The organism is Streptomyces sp. NBC_00078, assembly GCF_026343335.1.
Taxonomy (GTDB): Bacteria; Actinomycetota; Actinomycetes; order Streptomycetales; family Streptomycetaceae; genus Streptomyces.
In genome coordinates this window covers 3,803,549-3,823,947 of sequence record NZ_JAPELX010000001.1, presented here as the reverse complement: position 1 = coordinate 3,823,947, position 20,399 = coordinate 3,803,549, and the positions used below count along the sequence as shown (strand labels likewise).

The 20,399-nt window shown below is 71.2% G+C and carries 20 protein-coding genes; 9 read left to right on the top strand and 11 right to left on the bottom strand.

The window, feature by feature from the left end:
- Window positions 1-65: 65 nt before the first annotated feature.
- The gene (locus OOK07_RS17770) at window positions 66-584 is read right to left on the bottom strand and encodes a GNAT family N-acetyltransferase (protein ID WP_266681407.1); all 519 of its coding nucleotides are present in this window, start codon (window positions 582-584) and stop codon (window positions 66-68) included.
- 195 nt (window positions 585-779) lie between these two features.
- On the opposite strand from OOK07_RS17770, the gene OOK07_RS17765 reads away from it, so the two are divergent.
- Together OOK07_RS17765 and OOK07_RS17760 are read left to right on the top strand one after the other, a co-directional pair.
- On the top strand, window positions 780-1,778 hold the full coding sequence (locus tag OOK07_RS17765) for a sigma-70 family RNA polymerase sigma factor (protein WP_266681405.1): 999 nt from the start codon (window positions 780-782) through the stop codon (window positions 1,776-1,778).
- Window positions 1,779-2,287: 509 nt separating this feature from the next.
- Window positions 2,288-3,007 (top strand): TetR/AcrR family transcriptional regulator, encoded by a 720-nt coding sequence (locus tag OOK07_RS17760; protein ID WP_266681403.1) that lies wholly within the window; start codon window positions 2,288-2,290, stop codon window positions 3,005-3,007.
- Between the two features lie 95 nt (window positions 3,008-3,102).
- Here OOK07_RS17760 and OOK07_RS17755 read toward each other — a convergent pair whose 3' ends face one another.
- On the bottom strand, window positions 3,103-4,068 hold the full coding sequence (locus OOK07_RS17755) for a helix-turn-helix transcriptional regulator (RefSeq protein WP_266681401.1): 966 nt from the start codon (window positions 4,066-4,068) through the stop codon (window positions 3,103-3,105).
- Window positions 4,069-4,130: 62 nt separating this feature from the next.
- On the opposite strand from OOK07_RS17755, the gene OOK07_RS17750 reads away from it, so the two are divergent.
- The 6 genes from OOK07_RS17750 (at window position 4,131) to OOK07_RS17725 (ending at window position 10,767) form a co-directional block, all read left to right on the top strand.
- Window positions 4,131-5,696, top strand: coding sequence for an MFS transporter (locus OOK07_RS17750; protein ID WP_266797347.1), 1,566 nt, complete (start codon window positions 4,131-4,133; stop codon window positions 5,694-5,696).
- A 181-nt stretch (window positions 5,697-5,877) separates the two neighbouring features.
- Complete coding sequence (locus tag OOK07_RS17745; protein ID WP_266797346.1) at window positions 5,878-6,282, top strand: hypothetical protein; 405 nt, start codon at window positions 5,878-5,880, stop codon at window positions 6,280-6,282.
- Between the two features lie 90 nt (window positions 6,283-6,372).
- Window positions 6,373-7,134, top strand: coding sequence for a DeoR/GlpR family DNA-binding transcription regulator (locus OOK07_RS17740; protein WP_266681397.1), 762 nt, complete (start codon window positions 6,373-6,375; stop codon window positions 7,132-7,134).
- Entirely contained in the window at window positions 7,131-8,078 is a 948-nt protein-coding gene (gene pfkB, locus OOK07_RS17735) for a 1-phosphofructokinase (RefSeq protein ID WP_266797344.1), read from the top strand. Before OOK07_RS17740 ends, pfkB begins: the two co-directional genes overlap by 4 nt.
- A 247-nt stretch (window positions 8,079-8,325) precedes the next feature.
- Complete coding sequence (locus OOK07_RS17730; protein WP_266681393.1) at window positions 8,326-10,395, top strand: PTS fructose transporter subunit IIABC; 2,070 nt, start codon at window positions 8,326-8,328, stop codon at window positions 10,393-10,395.
- Window positions 10,396-10,509: 114 nt separating this feature from the next.
- Entirely contained in the window at window positions 10,510-10,767 is a 258-nt protein-coding gene (locus tag OOK07_RS17725; protein ID WP_266681391.1) for a hypothetical protein, read from the top strand.
- A gap of 92 nt (window positions 10,768-10,859) precedes the next feature.
- Here OOK07_RS17725 and OOK07_RS17720 read toward each other — a convergent pair whose 3' ends face one another.
- From OOK07_RS17720 to OOK07_RS17705, 4 genes are all read right to left on the bottom strand, one after another.
- On the bottom strand, window positions 10,860-11,606 hold the full coding sequence (locus OOK07_RS17720) for a DUF6227 family protein (RefSeq protein WP_266681389.1): 747 nt from the start codon (window positions 11,604-11,606) through the stop codon (window positions 10,860-10,862).
- Between the two features lie 250 nt (window positions 11,607-11,856).
- Complete coding sequence (locus tag OOK07_RS17715) at window positions 11,857-13,083, bottom strand: L,D-transpeptidase (RefSeq protein WP_266681387.1); 1,227 nt, start codon at window positions 13,081-13,083, stop codon at window positions 11,857-11,859.
- 297 nt (window positions 13,084-13,380) lie between these two features.
- On the bottom strand, window positions 13,381-14,424 hold the full coding sequence (locus OOK07_RS17710; RefSeq protein ID WP_266681347.1) for a P1 family peptidase: 1,044 nt from the start codon (window positions 14,422-14,424) through the stop codon (window positions 13,381-13,383).
- Between the two features lie 89 nt (window positions 14,425-14,513).
- Entirely contained in the window at window positions 14,514-15,770 is a 1,257-nt protein-coding gene (locus tag OOK07_RS17705) for a low temperature requirement protein A (protein ID WP_266681345.1), read from the bottom strand.
- A 128-nt stretch (window positions 15,771-15,898) separates the two neighbouring features.
- On the opposite strand from OOK07_RS17705, the gene OOK07_RS17700 reads away from it, so the two are divergent.
- The gene (locus OOK07_RS17700; RefSeq protein WP_266681343.1) at window positions 15,899-16,081 is read left to right on the top strand and encodes a hypothetical protein; all 183 of its coding nucleotides are present in this window, start codon (window positions 15,899-15,901) and stop codon (window positions 16,079-16,081) included.
- A gap of 43 nt (window positions 16,082-16,124) precedes the next feature.
- Here OOK07_RS17700 and mscL read toward each other — a convergent pair whose 3' ends face one another.
- The 5 genes from mscL to OOK07_RS17675 all read right to left on the bottom strand — a co-directional run bounded on the left by mscL (window position 16,125) and on the right by OOK07_RS17675 (window position 20,075).
- Window positions 16,125-16,583, bottom strand: coding sequence for a large conductance mechanosensitive channel protein MscL (mscL, locus tag OOK07_RS17695; protein WP_266681341.1), 459 nt, complete (start codon window positions 16,581-16,583; stop codon window positions 16,125-16,127).
- Window positions 16,584-16,721: 138 nt separating this feature from the next.
- Window positions 16,722-17,315 (bottom strand): hypothetical protein, encoded by a 594-nt coding sequence (locus tag OOK07_RS17690; RefSeq protein WP_266797341.1) that lies wholly within the window; start codon window positions 17,313-17,315, stop codon window positions 16,722-16,724.
- A 153-nt stretch (window positions 17,316-17,468) separates the two neighbouring features.
- Window positions 17,469-18,302: an S-methyl-5'-thioadenosine phosphorylase gene (locus tag OOK07_RS17685; RefSeq protein ID WP_266797340.1), complete on the bottom strand. Its 834-nt coding sequence runs from the start codon at window positions 18,300-18,302 to the stop codon at window positions 17,469-17,471.
- A 98-nt stretch (window positions 18,303-18,400) separates the two neighbouring features.
- On the bottom strand, window positions 18,401-18,745 hold the full coding sequence (locus OOK07_RS17680) for an FmdB family zinc ribbon protein (protein ID WP_266797338.1): 345 nt from the start codon (window positions 18,743-18,745) through the stop codon (window positions 18,401-18,403).
- A gap of 67 nt (window positions 18,746-18,812) precedes the next feature.
- Window positions 18,813-20,075, bottom strand: a complete 1,263-nt coding sequence (locus tag OOK07_RS17675) for an MFS transporter (RefSeq protein WP_266797336.1) — start codon at window positions 20,073-20,075, stop codon at window positions 18,813-18,815.
- Between the last annotated feature and the right edge of the window lie 324 nt (window positions 20,076-20,399).

Genomic DNA, 20,399 nt, shown 5'->3' with positions numbered 1-20,399 from the left:
TTGCGGGGGCCGGGGGCCGGGGGCCGAGGGCCGGAAGGGGCTACGGGCTACGGGCCACGGGTGGGCTAGAGGTCCTTCTCGTACCAGGCCACGTCCCAGTACCGCCCGAACTTGCGGCCCACTTCCCGATAGGTGCCGACGTACCGGAACCCGAAGCGTTCGTGCAACCGCGTGGACGCTTCGTTGGGCTGGGCGATGCCCGCGTAGGCGCGGTGCAGGTCCTCGTCGGCCAGGGCCTCGAAAAGCGCCTTGTACAGCAGCGTGCCGATGCCGCGCCCGCCCGCGCTCGGGGCGACGTACACCGTCACCTCGACCGAGGTGTCGTAGGCGCGCTTGGCGCGATAAGGGCTGGATGTGGCGTAACCCAGAATTTCCTGTGTGTCCGCCTCTGTGGCAACCATCAGGCGGTGCGGGCCGTCTTCAGGGTGAGAGAGCAGCCAAGGGCGGCGCTCTTCCGGAGTGAAGACGGCGGTATCGAATGTGATGGGCGTCTCACGTACATAGTGGTTGTAGAGGTCGGTGAGAGTGCCGAGGTCTCCCTCGCCTCCCGGCCTGACCTGCACCTCTGTACGTTTCGACGACATCGGGCCTCCTCGTGTGGCCGGACAGGGTACTGCAAGATCAGAAAAATCGGAGGGCGGCTTGGGAATTCTGTCCGGATTCCAGTCGTTGTTTCCTTCGGAAGCAGGGCACCCGACCAAGGTGCTCAGTGGTACTCGCAGGCGAGTGCCCGGCCTCTGGAAGATGACCCGCCAGCCCACCATCGCAAGGGAGCACGCATGGCAACCCGTGCCGTCGCCCGTCGCAAGTCCGCCACCGGCGAGACGGCCGACAGGGCAAGCAGTGTTCGCGCTCACGCCGGCGAGATCGCCGACCGTGACCTGGTCGGCATGTACCTCGACGAGATCGCGCGCACGCCGCTGCTCGACGCCGCCAAGGAGGTCGAGCTGTCACAGATCATCGAGGCGGGTGTGTTCGCGCGACAGGTCCTCGACGGAGACGAGGAGTCCAAGGCCGAGGCCTCCCGCGAGGAGCTTCAGGCCCTGGTCGACGACGGTGAGCGGGCGAAGGACGTCTTCATCCGCTCCAACCTCCGCCTGGTCGTGGCCGTGGCCCGGCGTTACCCGCGCAGCGGCCTCCCCCTCCTCGACCTGATCCAGGAGGGCAACGCCGGACTGGTGCGCGCGGTCGAGAAGTTCGACTACGCCAAGGGCTTCAAGTTCTCGACGTACGCGACCTGGTGGATCCGTCAGGCGATCACCCGCTCGATAGCGGACCAGTCGCGCACCATCCGCCTGCCCGTCCACCTGGTGGAGGAGCTGGGCCGGATCCGCCGTGTGCAGCGCGAGTTCAACCGCGAGCACGGCCGTGACCCGGAGCCCGCGGAGATCGCCAAGGAGCTCGACACGAAGCCGGACCGCGTGATCGACGTCCTGGACTGGGCCCGCGACCCGGTCTCCCTGAACATGGCGGTGGACGACGAGGGTGAGACCCAGTTCGGCGACCTCCTGGAGGACACCTCGGCGGTCTCCCCCGAGCAGTCCGTCCTGACCCTGCTGCGCAGCGAGGAACTCGACCACCTCATCGGCCGCCTCGACCCCCGCACGGCCTCCATCATCAAGATGCGCTACGGCATCGACGACGGCCGCGAGCGCACCCTGACGGAGGTCGGCAAGAAGCACGGCCTGACCCGCGAGCGCATCCGCCAGATCGAGAAGCACGCCCTGCTGGAGCTGAAGAAGCTGGCCCGGTCCACGGGCTTCGAGGCGGCGGCCTGAGGGGCGGCGGGAATCCGAGGGGCGGGGATCGGCCTCGGGAGCGCCGCCGAGGCCGAGAGCGGCCGGCCCGGGAGCGGTGAGCCCAGGGGCGGTGACGGGGCTCGTACGGTGCTCGGTGGGGACCGGGTGGCGTACGACGCCCGGGCGCGGCGCACGCCGGGTGGCGAAAGACGGCGCAAACATGGCGATGTAACGCCGCTTCAACTGTCAGAGCCGAGGGAACAAGACTTCAGGGCACAGGAGTTCGGGCCCTGTGTCACTCGCTGTCCCGCGCGCTCCCACGCCGTTCCATCCCGTCCAGGCCCCCCGTTGGCCCCCTGAACCAAGTCCCGTCGCACACCCCCCCGGTGCCGGGACTTTCCCTGAGCCGGGCTTCGGCGCCCTTCCCCCCGGGTGCCGGGGCCCGGTTCTCTTCGCGCGGGCATGCTGATGGGCGGGGCACCCCGTACCTGAACGCCGGGGTGGCCCGCCGGATGGCAGATTGTGCCACATGGGCATAGCCTGCCGGTGTGAGCAGCCCCACCCCCGCATCGAACCCCCGTACTTCCCCCCAGGCGGCGCAGGTCTCCCTCACCGAGCGACGTAAGGCCGCGACCCGTATGGACATCGCCCGCGCGGCCGCGGGACTGTTCGTGAAACAGGGACTTCGCGCCACCCGCGCCGAGGACATCGCCCAGGCCGCAGGAGTGGCCCCGCGCACCTTCTACCGCTATTTCGCGTCGAAGGAGGAGGCCGTCGCGCCCCTCTATGCGGTGGGTGCCCAGCGCTGGACCGAAGCGGTGGCCGCAGCCCTCGCGGACCTGCCCCTCCCGCAGGCCCTGGAGCTCGCCGTACGCCACACGCTGACACCCGGCCGGGGAGCCTCCGCGGCCTCCTGGGAACTGGTCCGCACCCTGATCCGCCTGAGCGACACCAGCCCCGCGCTGGGCAAGGTGTGGGCGGAGGTGTGCCACACGACGGAGGGGAGGCTGGCGGAGGTACTGGCAGGACGGGGTGGGTCCGACGGCTCCGACAACGTTGGCAAGCACGCGGCCGCAAGCTCCGGGCACTCCTCCACGCAGCGCTTCTCCGCAGCCGTCGCCAGCGCCGCCGTACGCGTGGCGGTCGAGAGCTGGGCGGCAGGCACGGCACCGGCGAGCGGCCCCGGGGGACCGGCCGCGCTGGCGCTGCGCAACCTGGACGCGCTACGGGACTTCCCGTGGACGGACCTTGCGGGCGTCGTGGCTTGACGGCGTTGACGGTCCTGACGGGATGGCGGCCTGACGTCTGACAGCCCTGACGGCTGTGACGGGATGGCGGCGTGGCGGTCTGGCGCAGGCGCGGGTCAGTCGCCCGTCGCTCGGGCCAACCGGGCGCCCAACTCCCGTACGGACTGCACCAGTTCCGCCGGTTCGCGCACCGTGAAGTCGAAGCCCAGGAGGGCGAGGCGGGCCGCCAGCCACTCCACCGCGTCTCCGGTCCGCCCGCGCAGCCGGCAGGAATCCGCGTCGAGTGGCTCCGGCCTGCCCAGCCACGACGGGACGCGCGCCGCGACGGCCTCCGCGGAGGCGGCGAAGGTGACCTCGAAGTCGTACGACTCCTGGTGCCGTTGCATCGAACGCCGCAGATACTCCGCCGCGCTGCCCGTCGGCAGTTCTCGTGGGGCGAACCGTGCGCCGGTCGCGAACGGCTCGCGCACCCGGTCGACGCGGAAGGTCCGCCAGTCGGCGCGATCGAGGTCGTACGCGACGAGATACCAGCGACGCCCGGTCGAGACGAGCCGGTAGGGCTCCGTCAGGCGCCGTGACTCGGTCCCGTCACCGGCGCGGTAGGCGAACCGCAGCCGTTCCCGCCCCGCCACCGTGGACGCCATGGCGGTCAGCGTCTCGGGCGCGATGCTCGCCCCGTCCCCGCTGGTCAGCGGCGTGGTCGCGGCCTGCAGCGTGGAGACGCGGTGGCGCAGCCGGGAGGGCAGGACCTGTTCCAGCTTGGCGAGGGCACGCACGGACGCCTCGTCCACGCCTTCGAGTGCGTGTCCGGCCCCCGCCCGCAGCCCGATGGCGATCGCCACCGCCTCCTCGTCGTCGAGCACGAGCGGCGGCATCGCCTTGCCCGCGACCAGCCGGTAGCCGCCGTCCGCGCCCATCGTGGCCTGCACGGGATAGCCGATCTCACGCAGCCGGTCGATGTCGCGACGCACTGTGCGCCGGGACACCCCGAGCCGGTCGGCGAGCTCACCGCCGGGCCATTCGCGGGGCGTCTGGAGGAGGGAGAGGAGCTGCAGCAGCCGGGCCGGGGTGTCCGTCGTCATGAGTTCGAGGATGCCGCACAACTAGGACACGATCTGACCTAGTGAGGCCGTAGGTTCAGGACATGACCTCCACAGAAACACCAGTACCGAGTACGGCCCCCGTGGCGGACCGCCGCCGCTGGTTCGCTCTCGCGATCGTGATGACCGCGGCCTTCATGGACCTCGTCGACGTCACGATCGTCAACATCGCGATCCCGTCGATCCAGCGCGACGCCGGCGCGTCCGTCAGCCAGATCCAGTGGATCACGGCCGGTTACGCGCTCGCCTTCGCCGCCGGTCTGATCACCGGGGGACGGCTCGGTGACATCCACGGCCGCAAGCGGCTGTTCCTCATCGGCATCGGAGGCTTCACCGCCGCGTCGGCGCTGTGCGGCTTCGCCGCCAACCCGGAGATGCTGGTCGCCTCCCGCATCCTGCAGGGCGGGATGGCGGCGATGATGGTGCCGCAGGTCCTGTCGATCGTGCACGCCACGTTCCCGGCGCACGAGCGGGGGAAGGTGTTCGGCCTGTTCGGCGCGATCGTGGGGCTGGGAGCCGTCTCCGGCCCGCTGCTCGGCGCGCTGCTGACGGAGTGGAACCTGTGGGGTCTTCAGTGGCGGCCCATCTTCCTCATCAACCTCCCCGTCGGCATCGCGGGACTGGTCCTCGGCAGCCGCTTCATCACCGAGTCGAAGGCCCCGCGGGCGCTGAAGCTCGACCTGGTCGGGGTCGTCCTCGTCACCCTCGGCCTGACGATGCTGCTCTATCCCCTGACCCGCGGCCGTGAGCTGGGCTGGCCGCTGTGGGGCCACCTGTCGATGGCCGGCGCGCTCGTCGTCTTCGCGGCGCTGGTGGCGTACGAGAAGCGAAAGGCGGCGCGGGACGGTTCCCCGCTGGTCGAGCTCTCCCTGTTCCGTGTGAAGAGCTTCGCGGCCGGGATCGCCGTACAGACCGTCTTCGGGGTCGCGCTCGGCGTGTTCTTCCTGGTGTGGACGCTGTACATGCAGACCGGCCTTGGCTGGAGCCCGCTGCGGGCGGGGCTGACCGGCGTACCGTTCTCGATCGCCGTCTCCACGGCTGCCGGTCTGTCCGTGCAGCAGCTGGTGCCGCGCTTCGGCCGCCGGGTGCTCCAGGCGGGTGCACTGCTCATGGCCGTCGGCGTCCTGCTCTACATCGGGGAGTCCGACCGCTACGGCATGGCGATCGCCTCCTGGCAGATGGCGCTGCCGCTGGTCGTGATGGGCGTGGGTATGGGCCTTATCGTCGCCCCGCTGACGGACGCGGTGCTGTCGGACGTGCCGCGCGAGCACGCCGGGTCGGCCTCGGGGCTCATCAACACGGTGCAGCAGATGGGCAACGCGCTGGGGCTGGGGCTGGTCTCGGTGGTGTTCTTCGGCGAGATCGGCGACCGGCTGACGCGGGCTCAGTTGGGGCCGGCGTTCGTGAACGCCTTCCAGCACGCGCTGGGTTGGGTCGCGGGCGTGATGGGTGTCATCTTCCTGCTGATGTTCGCCTTGCCGAGGCGGGCGGCGCAGCACGCCGAGGCGGGCGCGCAGCCGGAGGCCGACCACGGCGCGGACGCCGGAGAAACCGTCGGCGGGCCCGCGCGCGAGCCGGCGTCCGAGGGTGCTCCCGAGCTGGTGGGGTGACCGGGAAGGCGTCGCCCGCCTCCCGCGATGTGCGGGCGGCGGGCACCCTGTAGTCAGCGTGCTGAATCCTGTCCCGCGCGGGCGCGAGCGTTCCCGTGCACCTCTTGGAACCCCGGCGAGTCCGTCCAGCGCGTCCACTGCCGTCCACTCGTCGGCGAGCCGCTGCACGAAGGGCGCCTGGGTGCACCCCGGTTCCACCGTCGGCAACTGCCGCGCCAGCACCGACAGCCCGTCCTGGTGCCGGGTGCAGAACCGGAACAGCTCCAGCAGCGGTACGGTCGCCTGCTCGCGCAGGGTGCACCGGCCGCCCGAGCGTGTCCCCGACCAGTTCGACCAGCGTCGCTCGCGCGCTCCGGTCCGCCAGTACCGGCGAAGCGGTCAACGCCTGGACCACGACGCGCTGCCATTCATGATCCGGGCGGCCGGGGCGGAGGCGCGGGTCGTCGTCCCTGTCGTCCACGACACCCCCCCCGTGAAGCTGGGTCCCACGGTCCGGGTTACGGACGCGGTGGCACGGCGTCAGGGTTTGTGCACGGCCCTGCTGCTTCCGGCTGCGTTCTCCCCAACGACGCCCGTTTATGTCTGACTGGCGTCCGAACCCGTTTACTTTTCGGAAATCCGGGCGTAGCCTCCGAGCGAAACCACAAGTTCGGGCATGAGTCGGAGGTGAACGGACATGTACGCACCTGAGCGGCAGCAGGAGATCCTCCGGCTCGCCCGCGACGGCGGCAGGGTGGACGTGATGTCGCTGGCCGAGGAGTTCCAGGTGACGGCGGAGACGATCCGCCGCGACCTGAAGGCCCTCGACCGCGCCGGCCTGCTCCGCAGGGTGCACGGCGGTGCCATACCGGCCGGACGCCTCGACTTCGAGCCGGACCTCGCCGAGCGCGAGGGCACCTCCGCCGACGAGAAGGACCGCATCGCCAAGGCAGCCCTCGCGGAACTGCCGAGCGAGGGCACGATGATCCTCGACGCCGGAACCACGGTGGCGCGCCTGGCGGCCGCCATCCCGCTGGAGTTCTCGCTCACCGTCGTCACGCACAGCCTGCCGATCGCGGCCCGCCTCGCCGACCACCCGGGCATCCAGCTCCACCTCGTCGGCGGGCGCGTACGCAACCGCACCCGCGCCGCCGTGGACGCCTGGGCGCTGCGCGCGTACGGCGAGATCCGCGCGGACGTCCTCTTCATCGCGGCCAACGGCTTCTCCGCCGACCACGGTCTGACCACCCCCGACCTCGCCGAGGCCGCGGTGAAGCGCGCGGCGGTCGCCGCGGCCCGCCGCGTCGTGCTGCTCGCGGACTCCGCCAAGCACGGCCAGGAGCACTTCGCCCGCTTCGGCGACCTGAGCGACGTGGACCTGCTGATCACCGACAGCGGGCTGAGCCCGGAAGACGCCATCGCCATCGAGCGCGGCGGCACGGAAGTAGTGCGCGCATGATCCTCACCGTCACCCCGAACCCGTCCCTGGACCGCACGTACGAGGTGCCGTCGCTGGAGCGCGGCGAGGTCATCAGGGCCACCGGCGAACGCATGGACCCGGGCGGCAAGGGCGTCAACGTCTCGCGCGCCGTCGCGGCCGCGGGGCAGCGCACGGTCGCTGTCCTGCCGCTGGGCGGTGCTCCGGGGGCGCTCGTCGCCGATCTGCTCGACGCGCAGGGCATCGAGGTCGCGCCGGTGCCGATCGCCGGAGCCACCCGTTCGAACATCGCGCTCGCCGAGGCGGACGGGGTGCTGACGAAGATCAACGCACCGGGTCCCGAGCTGTCGGCCGAGGAGCAGGAGCTGCTCTTCGAGACGGTGCGGGCCCAGGCGCGCGACGCGGACTGGATCGCCTGCTGCGGCAGCCTGCCGCGCGGACTCGCGCCCGAGTGGTACGCCGACCTGGTCGCGCGGGCCCACGCCGCGGGCGTCCGGATCGCCCTGGACACCTCCGGGCCGGCGCTGCTCGCGGCGCTGCGCGAGCGTCCCGACGTGGTGAAGCCGAACGCCGAGGAACTCGCGGAGGCCGTCGGGCGCCCCCTGGCGACCGTGGGCGACGCGGCGAAGGCCGCCGAGGAACTGCGCGGAATGGGCGCGCGCGCCGTGCTCGCCAGCCTGGGCGCCGACGGTCAGCTGCTCGTGGACGCCGCGGGCACCTGGTACGGCAGCGCCCACGCGAGTGCCGTACGCAGCAACGTGGGCGCCGGTGACTCCTCCCTCGCGGGCTTCCTGATCGCGGGCGGCAGGGGGCCGAAGGCGCTGGCCTCCGCGGTCGCGCACGGAGCGGCGGCCGTCCAGCTGCCGGGCAGCGTGATGCCGACCCCCTCCGACCTGGACCCGGCGGCGGTGACGGTCACGGCCGACGTACCGGTGGATCGCGTACTGAAGGAGCCGGTCTCATGACGCGTCACGTACTGTGCGGACCCACGCCGTGCGGGCCGGCTCCGAAGCGGCCGGGTTCCTGGTTACTCGCCGCGGCCGACGGCAGGCAGGACCACCTGAGCCGCCCTGCCGCCCGATGGGGGCGAGGTTTCCCCGTCCCCGCCCCCATCACCCCTGATCCCACCCCCCTCCCCACCCCCCTCCCCACTCCCGTCCCCACCCCCGCCCACGGCACTCTCCGGGCGATACGCGTGCTAAGGAGCCCGCGATGAGCGACATGATCACCGCGGACCTGGTCGATCTCGACCTGTCCGCCGACACCAAGGATGCGGCGGCACGTGCCCTCGCCGAGCGCATGGTGGCCCTGGGCCGGGTGACCGACCTGGAGGGCTTCCTCGCCGACGTGGCCGCCCGCGAGGCACAGATGCCCACCGGCCTGGACGGCGGCATCGGCATCCCGCACTGCCGCAGCGAGCACGTCACCGAGCCGACGCTCGCCTTCGGGCGCAGCGCCGCCGGCATCGACTTCGGCGCGGCCGACGGCCCCGCCGACCTGATCTTCCTTATCGCCGCGCCCGCCGGCGCCGACGACGCCCATCTGACGATCCTGTCGTCGCTGGCCCGCCAGCTCATGAACGCCGAGTTCACGGACGCGCTGCGCTCGGTGGGCGACGCGACGGCCGCGGCGGCACTGATCCGCGGGGACGAGCCGGCGGCGGCCGGTGCAGAAGACTCCGCTGCGGCTTCGGAGGCGGCCTCCTCCGAAGCCGCAGCGGGCAGCACGGCCCCGGCACCGCCCCCGGCACCGGACGCCCCCTCCCCGGACGAGCGCCCGTTCCGTATCGTCGCCGTCACCTCCTGCCCGACCGGCATCGCCCACACGTACATGGCGGCCGAGTCCCTGGAGAACGCGGGCCGCGAGGCGGGCGTCGAGGTCGTCGTCGAGACCCAGGGCTCGGCCGGCTTCACCCGGCTCGACCCGGCCGTCATCGCGGCGGCGGACGGCGTGATCTTCGCGCACGACGTCTCCGTACGGGAAAAGGACCGCTTCGCCGGCAAGCCGACCGTCGACGTCGGTGTGAAGGCCGGCATCAACCGCCCCGGCGAGCTGATCACCGAGGTGCGCGGGAAGGCGGAGCGCGGTGAGGTGAGCGCGGGCGCCGCCCCGGGCGCGGGCACGCCGGTCGAGCGCGCCGGTGAGTCCGGCGAGGGCTACGGCACCAAGCTGCGCAAGTGGCTGATGTCCGGCGTGAGTTACATGGTCCCGTTCGTCGCGGCAGGCGGTCTGCTGATCGCCCTCGGCTTCGCGATCGGCGGATACGAGATCAAGTCCGCGCCCTCGGTCATGAACCACTTCGTCTGGACCCAGACGGACAGCTGGGCCGCCCTGCTGTTCCAGATCGGCGCCGTGGCCTTCGGCTTCCTGGTCCCGGTCCTGGCCGGTTACATCGCCTACGGCATGGCGGACCGGCCGGGCCTGGTGCCCGGGTTCGTCGGCGGCATGATCGCATCCACGATCAACGCGGGCTTCCTCGGTGGCCTGGTGGCCGGCCTGCTCGCCGGCGGTGTGGTGCTGTCGATCCAGAAGGTGAAGATCCCGGCGCCGGTACGCGGCATCATGCCGGTGGTGGTGATCCCGCTGATCTCCTCGGCGATCGTCGGCTTCCTGATGTTCGTCGTCGTCGGCAAGCCCATCGCCTCCGCCCAGAAGGGCATGACCGACTGGCTGAACGGCCTCTCCGGCTCCAACGCCATCCTGCTCGGCGCCCTGCTCGGCCTGATGATGTGCTTCGACCTGGGCGGTCCCGTCAACAAGGTCGCGTACACCTTCGCCACCGCCGGCATCGCGGTCTCCAACCCGAGTGACTCCGCGATGAAGATCATGGCCGCGGTCATGGCGGCCGGCATGGTCCCCCCGCTCGCGATGGCCCTGGCCACCACGGTCCGCGGCAAGCTCTTCACACAGACCGAGCGCGAGAACGGCAAGGCCGCCTGGGTCCTGGGCGCCTCCTTCATCTCCGAGGGCGCCATTCCGTTCGCCGCCGCCGACCCCCTGCGGGTCATCCCCTCCTCGATGGTGGGCGGCGCGATCACCGGCGCCCTGTCGATGGCCTTCAGCACCACCCTGCGCGCCCCGCACGGCGGCATCTTCGTGGTCCCGCTGATCGGCAACCCGTTCCTGTACCTGATCGCCATCGCGGTGGGCGTGTGCGTCACGACCGCACTGGTGGTGGTCCTGAAGGGGATGCGCAAGCCGGCACCGGGCGCGGTGAGCCCCGGCACGGCCGGGGACACGGCCACCGCGTCGGCCGAGGCGAAGCAGCCGGTGGCGGCGTAGGGCTCGGCTTGTCCCTTTGAGGTGCTGTTTGATGGGCTGTGACCTGTTCACGGCAACTGCGAGATACGTCACGGTCCGGGCCGAAGGCCCGGACCGTGGTGTCTACTGGGGCGCATGCCTGATGAGCACGTCCCGGTTCTCCAGTCGATGGGCGCGGCGATACTCCTTTTCGCCGCCGCCTTCTGGGTGTTCGTCCTGATCGGCCTCGCCCGTCGCGGCTACTTCGGACCGGTCGTGCGGTCCACCGGCCGCACGCCGCGCGTTCTCCGGCGTCAGCGCCGGTCGGCGCCAACGCTGGAGAACGTCGAGCTGACCCCGGCGGAGAGGGACGCGTTCGCGGGTCTCGTACGACGGCTCAGCGACGGCAGCTGAGAAGCCGCGCGGGCCGGGCGGGGCGGGCGGAGCAGGCCGGGCGGGCAAGGCGGGGCCGGGCGGGCACCAGCACTGACCAGGGGGCCAGCCGTTCAGGAAACCTGTGCTGCCCGCCGCTCCATCGCATCCCGGGCAGCGTCCTCGCTGACGTACACCTCGCACATGTGCCGCCCGTCGGGCGTCGCCGTGTGCTCGACCTCCCAGAGGGAGACCTCCTCGCCGTCACGCAGCAGGAAGGCGTGCTCGTAGAGCGAGAAGCAGAGTGCCGCGCGGCCCGCGCGGCACGGGCGCCCGAAGGCCTGTGTGATCTGGTGCGCGAACGCCGTGGCGAGCAGCGCGGCCGTCTCCGACCCCGGCCGGTCCGCGTTCTCCGCACGCCGCAGCAGCCGGCGCGCGTGATCCGCCGAGTCGTCCGGCACATACGCGTGCCGGGGCGCGGGGATCGGCGACAGCTGTACCGTCACCGGCAGTTCGAAGTCCGGTTCGTCCTGTGGCAGCGGCAGGCGCCCGGTCGCGGCGCGCAGCTCCTCCTCGTCGACGTACACCTCGTGCTGCGGGTCGCCGCCGCGCGTGGTGTTGTGCACGAGCTCCCACAGCGTCAGCGCCGAACCGTCGGCGAGCAGCCAGGTGTGCCGGTACGTCTCGCGGTGCAGCCCCGCGCTGTGGTGCGCGGAGTGCAGTGAACTGTCGTGCGCCAGCGCGCAGTCGAGCCGCTGTATCGCCTCGTCCGGCAGCTCGAAGGAGTTCAGGGCACGGCCGAGCAGTCGCGCGAGGTGCTCCTCCGGAGACTCGGGCGACTCGGGTGGTTCGTACGCTGCCGTCTCGTACGGAACGCTCAAGGTTTCTCCCGGCGTTGCTGCATGTCACCTTGTGGGTGCATACCGTAGCCCCTCGGTCGGACATCATGTCCGGGAACCGAGAAAACGTACGCCCGGAAAACGCCCGGGCCGTGCGAGACGTTCCCACACGGCCCGATGATCCGTCAGAAGCACCTGCTCAGGCGGGCCTTGAGGCGATCGGGACAGCCCTGCTGCCCGCGACGATCAGGCGGCGCTGCCCGCGACGATCAGGCGGCGCTGCCCGCGACGATCAGGCGGCGCTGCCCGCGACCCACTCGCTCCACGCCAGGTTCCAGCCGTTGAGCCCGTTGTCCGGCGCGACGGTCTTGTCGGGGGAGTTCTTGACGATCACGACGTCCCCGATGAGCGAGTTGTCGTAGAACCACTTGGCGGGCGTGGCACCCTGTGCGCCCTGCACGTCCGCGAGTCCGACGCAGCCGTGGCTGGTGCCCTGGTTGCCGAAGGGCGGATTGCTCTTGCTGTACCAGTAGTTGCCATGGATGAAGGTCCCCGACGAGGTCAGCCGCATCGCGTGCGGCACGTCCGGGATGTCGTACTCGCCGCCCAGGCCCACCGTCTGGCTGTTCATGCGCGTCTGCACGAACTTCTCCGAGATGACCATCTGCCCGTTGTACGTCGTGTGCTCCGGGCTGCCCGAGGAGATCGGGATCGTCTTGAGCGTCTTGCCGTCGCGCACGACCGTCATGGTCTGCGTGTTCACGTCGACCGTGGACACCTGCGAGCGCCCGACCGTGAACGTGACGGTCTTCTTCTGCACCCCGTAGACACCGTTCGCGCCCTCGACGCCGTCCAGGTCGATGTTCATCGTGACCTTGGAGCCGGCCTTCCAGTACTCCTCGGGCCTGAAGTCGAGCCGCTGCGCGCCGAACCAGTGTCCGACCACCTTCTGCCCGCTGTTGGAGCTGACGGTGATGTGCGACTGCACGGCCTTCCTGTCGGAGATCACCTTGTCGAAGTTGAACGACACCGGCATCCCGACGCCGACCGTCGTCCCGTTGTCCGGGGTGTACGTCCCGATGAAGCTGTTGGCCGAAGTGACGGTCGTGAAGATGGAGTTGGCGGCAGCCGTACGACCGCCCGAGTCCTTGGCGGTCGCCGAGAGCTGGTACTTCGTCCCGCGCTCCAGCTGCTCCTTCGGCTTCCAGGCAGCGCCGTCCCCGGATATCGAACCCGGTACGGCCTGCCCCGATCCCGCCACGGTCATCTTCACGTCGGTCAGCTTGCCGTTGCTGACCTTCACGCCGGTCGAGTTGATCGACGCGTCGGTCGAGCCGTCCTTCGCCGAGATGACGATCTTCGCCGTGGACGTCTTGGCCGAGCCGCCGCCGTCCTTGCCGCTGTCGGAGGTCGAACTGGCATCGGCGTTGCCACCGCAGCCGGTGAGGGTGAGGGCGCCGACCATCAGGGCGGCACAGGCCCCCAGTACTCGCCGCGCTGCAATGTCCGCCGTTGTCACGGGCTGCTCCAGGTTCGTGTGATGTGAGTGATCCGCTCCAGTGCGTGGACAAAGAGGCAATCAACGACCACTGAGGTTCCCGCCGACAGCCACGAACGCCATCGCGTGACAGAACCGCGACAATTGGGTGATGGGTGATGGGTGATGGGTGGCGGTGCTGGCTGGTGGGCGCGGGCGCGGGCGCGGGGCGCGGGGTTCGAGGCGCGGGCGTCGGGTACCGGATGAGGGGTGTGGAGTGTGGGGTGCCGAGGTGCGTGTTCGGCGCGACGGCCCCGCACCCACCTGGCGGCGGTCTCCTCAGCGAGCTCCGTACAACTCCTCGTACGACGGCCACTCCGCGCCCGCGCCGGACACCGGCTCTGCGGCGCGCACGGCTCGTACGATCGCGCGGGTGACCACCTCCCCGCCTGCCGCGAGGACTTCGTTCAGGGCCAGGGGGTGCTCGGCGTCGAGTGGGCGCGTCCCTGTCGCCAGGACGAACACGGTGTCACCGTCGTTGAGGAGGTGCACCGGTCGCACGGCGCGGGCGATGCCGTCGTGCGCTGTGCCGGCCAGCTTCTGCGCCTGGGCCTTGGACAGTTCCGCGTCGGTGGCGACGACGGCGAGTGTCGTGTTCAGCGGGGGGACCCCGTTCGCGGCGGCACTCTCGTCCAGGCGCCTGCGCGCGGCCTCGTGGATGTGTGAATCCGGGTAGGCAGCCCGTCCCTGGAACAACTCCCCGTACAGGACGCCCGTTTCCGGATCCATCGCCGAACCGACCGCGTTGGCCACCACCAGCGCGGCGACCGTGATCCCCGAGCCGAGAACGGTGCTCGCGCTGCCGACCCCGCCTTTCACCGGTCCCACAACGGCCCCCGTACCGGCGCCCACGCACCCTTCCGGCACGGGTGCCCCGACCGCGCTCGCCGCGGCCGCTTCCACCGCGGCCCGGCCGGTGCTCGCGTCCGGCCGCGCGGAGAACCTTCCTCCCCGCCCCAGGTCGAAGACGCAGGCGGCCGGTACCACCGGCACCACGTGTGCCGGGTCCACGCCGACGCGCACACCCCGCCCCTGCTCCTCCAGCCAGGCCATCACCCCGGACGCCGCGTCGAGCCCGTAGGCACTGCCGCCGGTCAGCACGATCGCGTCGACCCTGCTCACGAGGTTGCGCGGGTCGAGGGCGTCGGTCTCCTTCGTGCCGGGGCCGCCGCCGCGCACATCCACGGCGGCCACGGCCCCGCCCTCCGGGGCGAGTACGACGGTGGTGCCGGTGAGCCAACCGTCGCCGATGCGCGTCGCGTGCCCCACCCGCACCCCGGCGACGTCCGTCAGAGCGTCAACTGTCCTGGGCTCGGTTGTCATGCCCTTAGTCTCGCCCCGCGCGGGACGTGAGGGGCTTTCCCGCTCTGCCCCGCCCGCGGGACATGACGGGCTTCCGGGCTCGGCCCGGCTCACGCCAACGGGGTGGTGGCGCGCTCTCCGCCGGAGCCGCTCGCCCCGCGCTCCGCGGCGGCCGTCCGCGCCGTCAGCGTCGTCCCGGTGGCCACGGCCAGCGCCGACACCAGCCCCGCCGCGAACACCGCCCAGTCGCCGAGGAACGTGCATGCGATCACCAGCAGGGCAGTGGTCGGCAGCACCAGCTGCTGCGCGATGCCCACCTTGTAGAAGCGGGAGTGCAACGCCCAGACCGTGAGCAGGAACAGCGCCGTCGGCAGGGTCACCGCAGCAGACGCGGCCAGCGTGGAGATGTGGGCCTTGCCGACCGCCTGCTCCACCCCCACCTCCAGGCCGGCGCCGATGGCGGCCGCCGAAGCGAAGATCAGGTAGTGGCCGTAACCCCAGAGAAAGGACTGCCGGTTGGAGCGGAGATGACCGTGGATCGGCACCACGAAGTAGATCCACCAGGCGGCGAAGATGATCAGCAGTCCGCCCGCCGCGATCGGCAACAGGTCGCCCAGGGCGTCGTGCTCGTCCACGCCCGACTTCATGGCGACGGTGGCCGCCGCGATGGTCTCGCCGAGCACGATGATCGTGAACAGTCCGTACCGCTCGGCGATGTGGTGCGGGTGCCAGGACGTGGGGTGGTCCTTCTCCGCGAACAGCGGCACGCCCAACTCCGCGAACACCATCACCAGGAACACCCACGCCCGGGCGTCCTCCGGCAGCAGCACCAGCCCCAGCCAGCCGATCAGGCACAGCAGCACGCCGCCGGCGTACCGATACGCCATCGTTCGCTCGGCGCCCTCGGTCGACCGCGCCACGCGCAGCCACTGCGACGCCATGGCGAGCCGCATGATCACGTAGCCCAGCCACACGGCCAGGTAGTCGTGCTCCTCGAACGCCCGCGAGACCCCGGCCGCGAGGACCAGCACACCGGCGATCTGGACCAGTGTGACCACCCGGTAGAGCGCGTCGTCGTTGTCGTACGCCGAGGCGAACCAGGTGAAGTTCATCCACGCCCACCAGATGGCGAAGAAGATCATCGCGTAGTTGAGGATCCCCACGCCCGCGTGCCCCTCGGCCATGGCATGCACCAGCTGGGCGCCGGCCTGGGCGATGGCCACTACGAAGCAAAGGTCGAAGAAGAGCTCCAGCGGTGACGCGACGCGATGCGCCTCGTCGCGGCCGCGGGCCCTGAGCCTGCGCAGCGGTCTGTGGTCCGCGGGCTCGCCGGCGGACGCCGACGGGGGAGTCGAACTGCTCGTCATGTGTTCCAGCACACCAGATAAGCGGCCGAAAATCTTGTGAGCGGCCCAGCGGTGTACGGCCCCGCACGGCGTGTGATCCACCGACCCGACCGGGAGGCCGCGCGCCCCCGGCCCCGTACCCTGGAGGCATGACCTCCGCCCCCGCCCCCGAGCCGCCTGCCCCGAAGCCCGCGCTGATCTTCGACGACCCGCTGGACCAGCGGTCCTCGGACGACACGGACCGCGGCTGGGGCGAGCGACCGGGCGCCGCCGGCGACGCCGCGGCCGACCTGAAGCGCTTCCTCGACGAGAAGCCGCCCCACCACGTCTGAGCCGTACCGGCCGCCGCCCACGGGCGCCGGCAGGCTCGTGCCGCTAGTGCTCGCTGTGCCCGGAACCACGCTGTGCGACCAGTGCGTCGCGGATCTCCTTGAGCACCTCCAGCTCGGTCACCTCCAGCACCTCGTGCGTGCCCTCCCGCGCCTTCCTGCGGGCCTCCTGCCGGGCCAGGTACTTCGACATCGGCAGCACCATCAGGAAGTACACGACGGCCGCGGTGATCACGAACGTGAGGGTGGCGCCGAGGACCGAGCCCCACAGGATCTGGATGCCCTGGTTGCCCTCGCACTTCTCGCTCAGGCAGGCCTTGTAGGCGTCGAGGTTCTGGGTTCCGATCGTCCCGACCAGCGGGTTGATGATCCCCTTCACCACCGCGTTCACGATGTTGGTGAACGCGGCGCCGATGACCACCGCCACCGCCAGATCGACGACGTTCCCGCGCATCAGGAAGGCCTTGAAGCCCTGCCAGACGCTCGGTTCCTTCTTCTCGCTCACCTCGGGGCCTCTTCTCACACACGCAAGTCGGGGAACAAACAGTTCCGCAACTTACGTCAATGCGAGAGCGCCCTGTCCAATCGGGTGGCACAGACGAGGGACTTGACAGGAAGTCGCGCAGGAATCGGGCGGCGCGGATCAGCACACGGTCACCGCCAGCCGTGCCGTGGCGCCCGCACCCGCGAGGTGCGCCGCGGTGGAACGGGGGACCGAGAGCACGACCAGCGCCCCACTGCCGCCCGTCTCGTCCAAGGGCTCCGGCACTTTGGTCACCCGCGCCCCGCGCGCGACCACGCGGGCATCGCCGCCCGTCGCCGTCTCCTGCGCGGCGACGACGTCCACTCGGTCCCCGGGTCGCAGCAGCCGGACCGTGGCCCCGTCGGCGATCCGCACGGGAGCGGCCACCATCTCGACGGCCCGGTGCTTTCGTACGGGCTCAGCCACCGGATGCCCGCGCGCCCGGTCGGTGTCCCTCGGACCCGCCGCCACCAGTGCGGCCGCGGTCACGGCGAGGCCTGCGGCCACAGCGCGCCTCCGGTGTCGTACGAGCCGCTGTAGCTGGTAGCGCCCGCCGCGCACCCGCACGGGAGCGAAGTGCGGAACCTCGCACGTGGCTGGAGCGTCGGTGCCGGGCGGGTGCGGAGACGCGGGGGCGGGAGAGGGGAAGAGAGAGGGGGAGGGGGAGCGGAACGGGGAGGCAGGGGAAGGGAAGAGGGGCGGGGGGAGAGACATTCGGGTCACCACCTGCGTCGGGGAATCTGCTTGCAGACCCACGATGAGGCTCTGCGCCGATTCCTGCCGAGGCCGGTGGACTACCGACGGGTTGTGGACAACTCCCTCACCCGAACGGGAAGTTCCGCCCTCCTCGCCCCCGTCGCTGCCCCGTTACGGCAGCTCGAACCCCGGATCCATCCCGCCCAGTGCCTCCGTGCAGAGGCAGTCCCGGTCCTCGTTCGCCGGCAGGGCGGCCACCGCGTCGAACAACACGCCCCGCAGCCGGTCCACGTTCGCCGCGAACACCTGCAGTACCTCGTCGTGCGAGACGCCCTCACCGGTCTCGGCACCCGCGTCGAGGTCGGTGACCAGCGTCATCGACGAGTAGCAGAGCTCCAGTTCACGGGCGAGGGCCGCCTCGGGGTGGCCGGTCATGCCGACCACCGACCAGCCCTGCGCCTGATGCCAGAGCGATTCGGCGCGAGTGGAGAAGCGCGGCCCCTCGACCACGACCAGGGTGCCGCCGTCCACGGGCTCCCAGCCGCTCCCGCGCGCGGCCTTGAGGGCGGCCGCACGTCCGACAGGGCAGTAGGGGTCCGCCAGGGACACGTGCACCACGTTCGGGATGTTTCCGCCAGGCAGCGGCAGCCCGTCGAAATACGTGCCCACACGGGACTTCGTACGGTCGACCAGCTGGTCCGGCACGAGCAGCGTGCCCGGCCCGTACTCGGGGCGCAGGCCGCCCACCGCGCAGGGTCCGAGCACCTGGCGCACGCCGACCGACCGCAGCGCCCAGAGATTGGCCCGATAGTTGATCCGGTGCGGCGGCAGGTGATGGCCACGCCCGTGGCGGGGCAGGAACGCGACCCGTCGGCCGGCGATCTCGCCGAGGAAGAGGGAGTCGCTGGGCGGCCCGTACGGGGTGTCCACCTCGACCTCGGTCACGTCGTCGAGGAACGAGTAGAAGCCCGAGCCGCCGATTACACCGATCTCTGCGTTCGCCATGGCCCGCACAGTATCCGGCCCGGGCGGCGGGCCGAGCGGGGGCCCAGGAGATGCCGAAGACCCTGCCGTCCTACGACGACAGGGTCAGTGAGCGAGTGCTACGCGGCGCTGCTGGACGACGAGCCGGCGCTCGACGACTTCGAGTCCGAGGACGACGAAGACGACGAAGACGACGACGAACTCGAAGAGGACGACGACGAGGACGGCTCCGACGACGAAGTGGACGTCGACGGCTTCGACGACGCCGGCGCGCTGCTCGACGAGGAGCCGCGGCTGTCGTTGCGGTAGAAGCCGGAGCCCTTGAAGACAATGCCTACCGCGGAGAACACCTTCTTCAGGCGGCCACTGCAGTTGGGGCACTCGGTCAGGGCGTCATCGGTGAACTTCTGCACCGCCTCGAGGCCCTCGCCGCACTCGGTGCACTGGTACTGGTAGGTCGGCACTGTCTTCCTCCTGGCACTCTCACTCATTGAGTGCTAACGAGGGTCCATACTGACGTATTCCCGAGGATCAGTCCACCGTCACCGGCACGCGGTGACCGACGCCACGTGCGACGGTCCGGCTGCGGGGTCGTGCGGCCAGCCGAGTCCGGAGGGCCACGAGCGTGGCGAGGGCGAGCACGGTGCCGCCCGCGGGCACCAGGAATCCGGCGCCGCCCCAGAAGTGGTCCTCCAGCTGTCCGGCGACCGTGACGGCCGCCGCCTGGCCGAGCGCCACCGCGCCGGTCAGCCAGGTGAAGGCCTCGGTACGGGCGCCGGCCGGGACCAGGTCCTCGACCAGCGTGTAGCCGGTGATCAGCGCGGGCGCGATGCACATGCCGACGACGAGACCGAGGCCGGCCAGCAGGAGTACCGAGTGCGCGGCCCACAGGCCGGAGGCAGCCAGGGCGAGGCCGCCGTACCCGAGGACCAGGCGCCGCTGCGGGGCCACCTTCCAGGCGACGGCGCCGCAGACGATGCCGGAGAGCATGTTGCCCGCGGCGAAGACGCCGTACAGGACACCGTTCAGGCCGGGCTCGCCGATCGACTCGGTGAACGCGGCGAGCGAGACCTGCATGCCGCCGAAGACGGAGCCGATGCCGAGGAAGGCCACGATCAGCACGCGGACACCAGGGACGCGCAGTGCGGAAACGTGCTCCACGCGCGCGTGCCCGGCGACGGTGCCGGGCGGCTGAGTGCCCTTCTGTGCCGCGAACAGCAGACCGCCGAGCAGCGTCAGTGACGCCTCCGTCACCAGGCCCGCGGCCGGGGCGACGGTGGTGCACAGGGCGGTGGCGAGCAGCGGGCCGAAGACGAAGGTCAGCTCGTCCGTGACGGACTCGAAGGCGGCCGCGGTGGTCATCAGGGGCGTGCCCTGGAGCTTCCCGCCCCAGCGGGCGCGCACCATGGGCCCGACCTGCGGTACCGAGGCGCCCGTCGGAACGGCCGCCGCGAACAGCGCCCACAGGGGCGCGTGGGCCAGCGCGAGTGCCGTCAGGGTCAGGCCCGACAGTGAGTGCAGCAGCACGCCGGGGATGAGTACGGCGCGCTGTCCGTGGCGGTCGGCGAGACGGCCGCTGTAGGGCGCGAACAGCGCCATGGAGACACCGGTTACGGCCGCCGCGGCGCCCGCCGCGCCGAAGGAGCCGGTGGTGTGCTGCACGAGCAGCACGATCGAGATGGTGAGCATCGCGAACGGCTGGCGTGCCGCGAAGCCGGGGAGCAGGAACGTCCAGGCGCCGCGGGTGCGCAGCAGCTGTCCGTAGCCCGGGCGGGAGGTGACCGTGGATGCCACGGCCCGTGCCTTTCTGCCGCCTGGTAGCGCGCCGCTTGTGCGGGCCGCGCCGAGAGCTGTCCTCTTGCGCGGAACTGCGGTAGATACCGGGGGCCGCCCACTGCGAGGGCGCCACGGCCGCCATGCGGTCGCGCCAGTTCTGCGTCAGGCAGAGTTGGTTCGATCAAAGTGCGCCTTCATCGTACAGGGGTCAACGGTCGGGGCGCCTGTGAAAACGAGCACCATGCCGCCGTTCACCTGGGATTGCCCGAGGTGTGAACGGTACGAAACATGCCATTCACTCCCACGCGCCGGGCGCGCATCAGCGTCACGCCTCACTGTCAC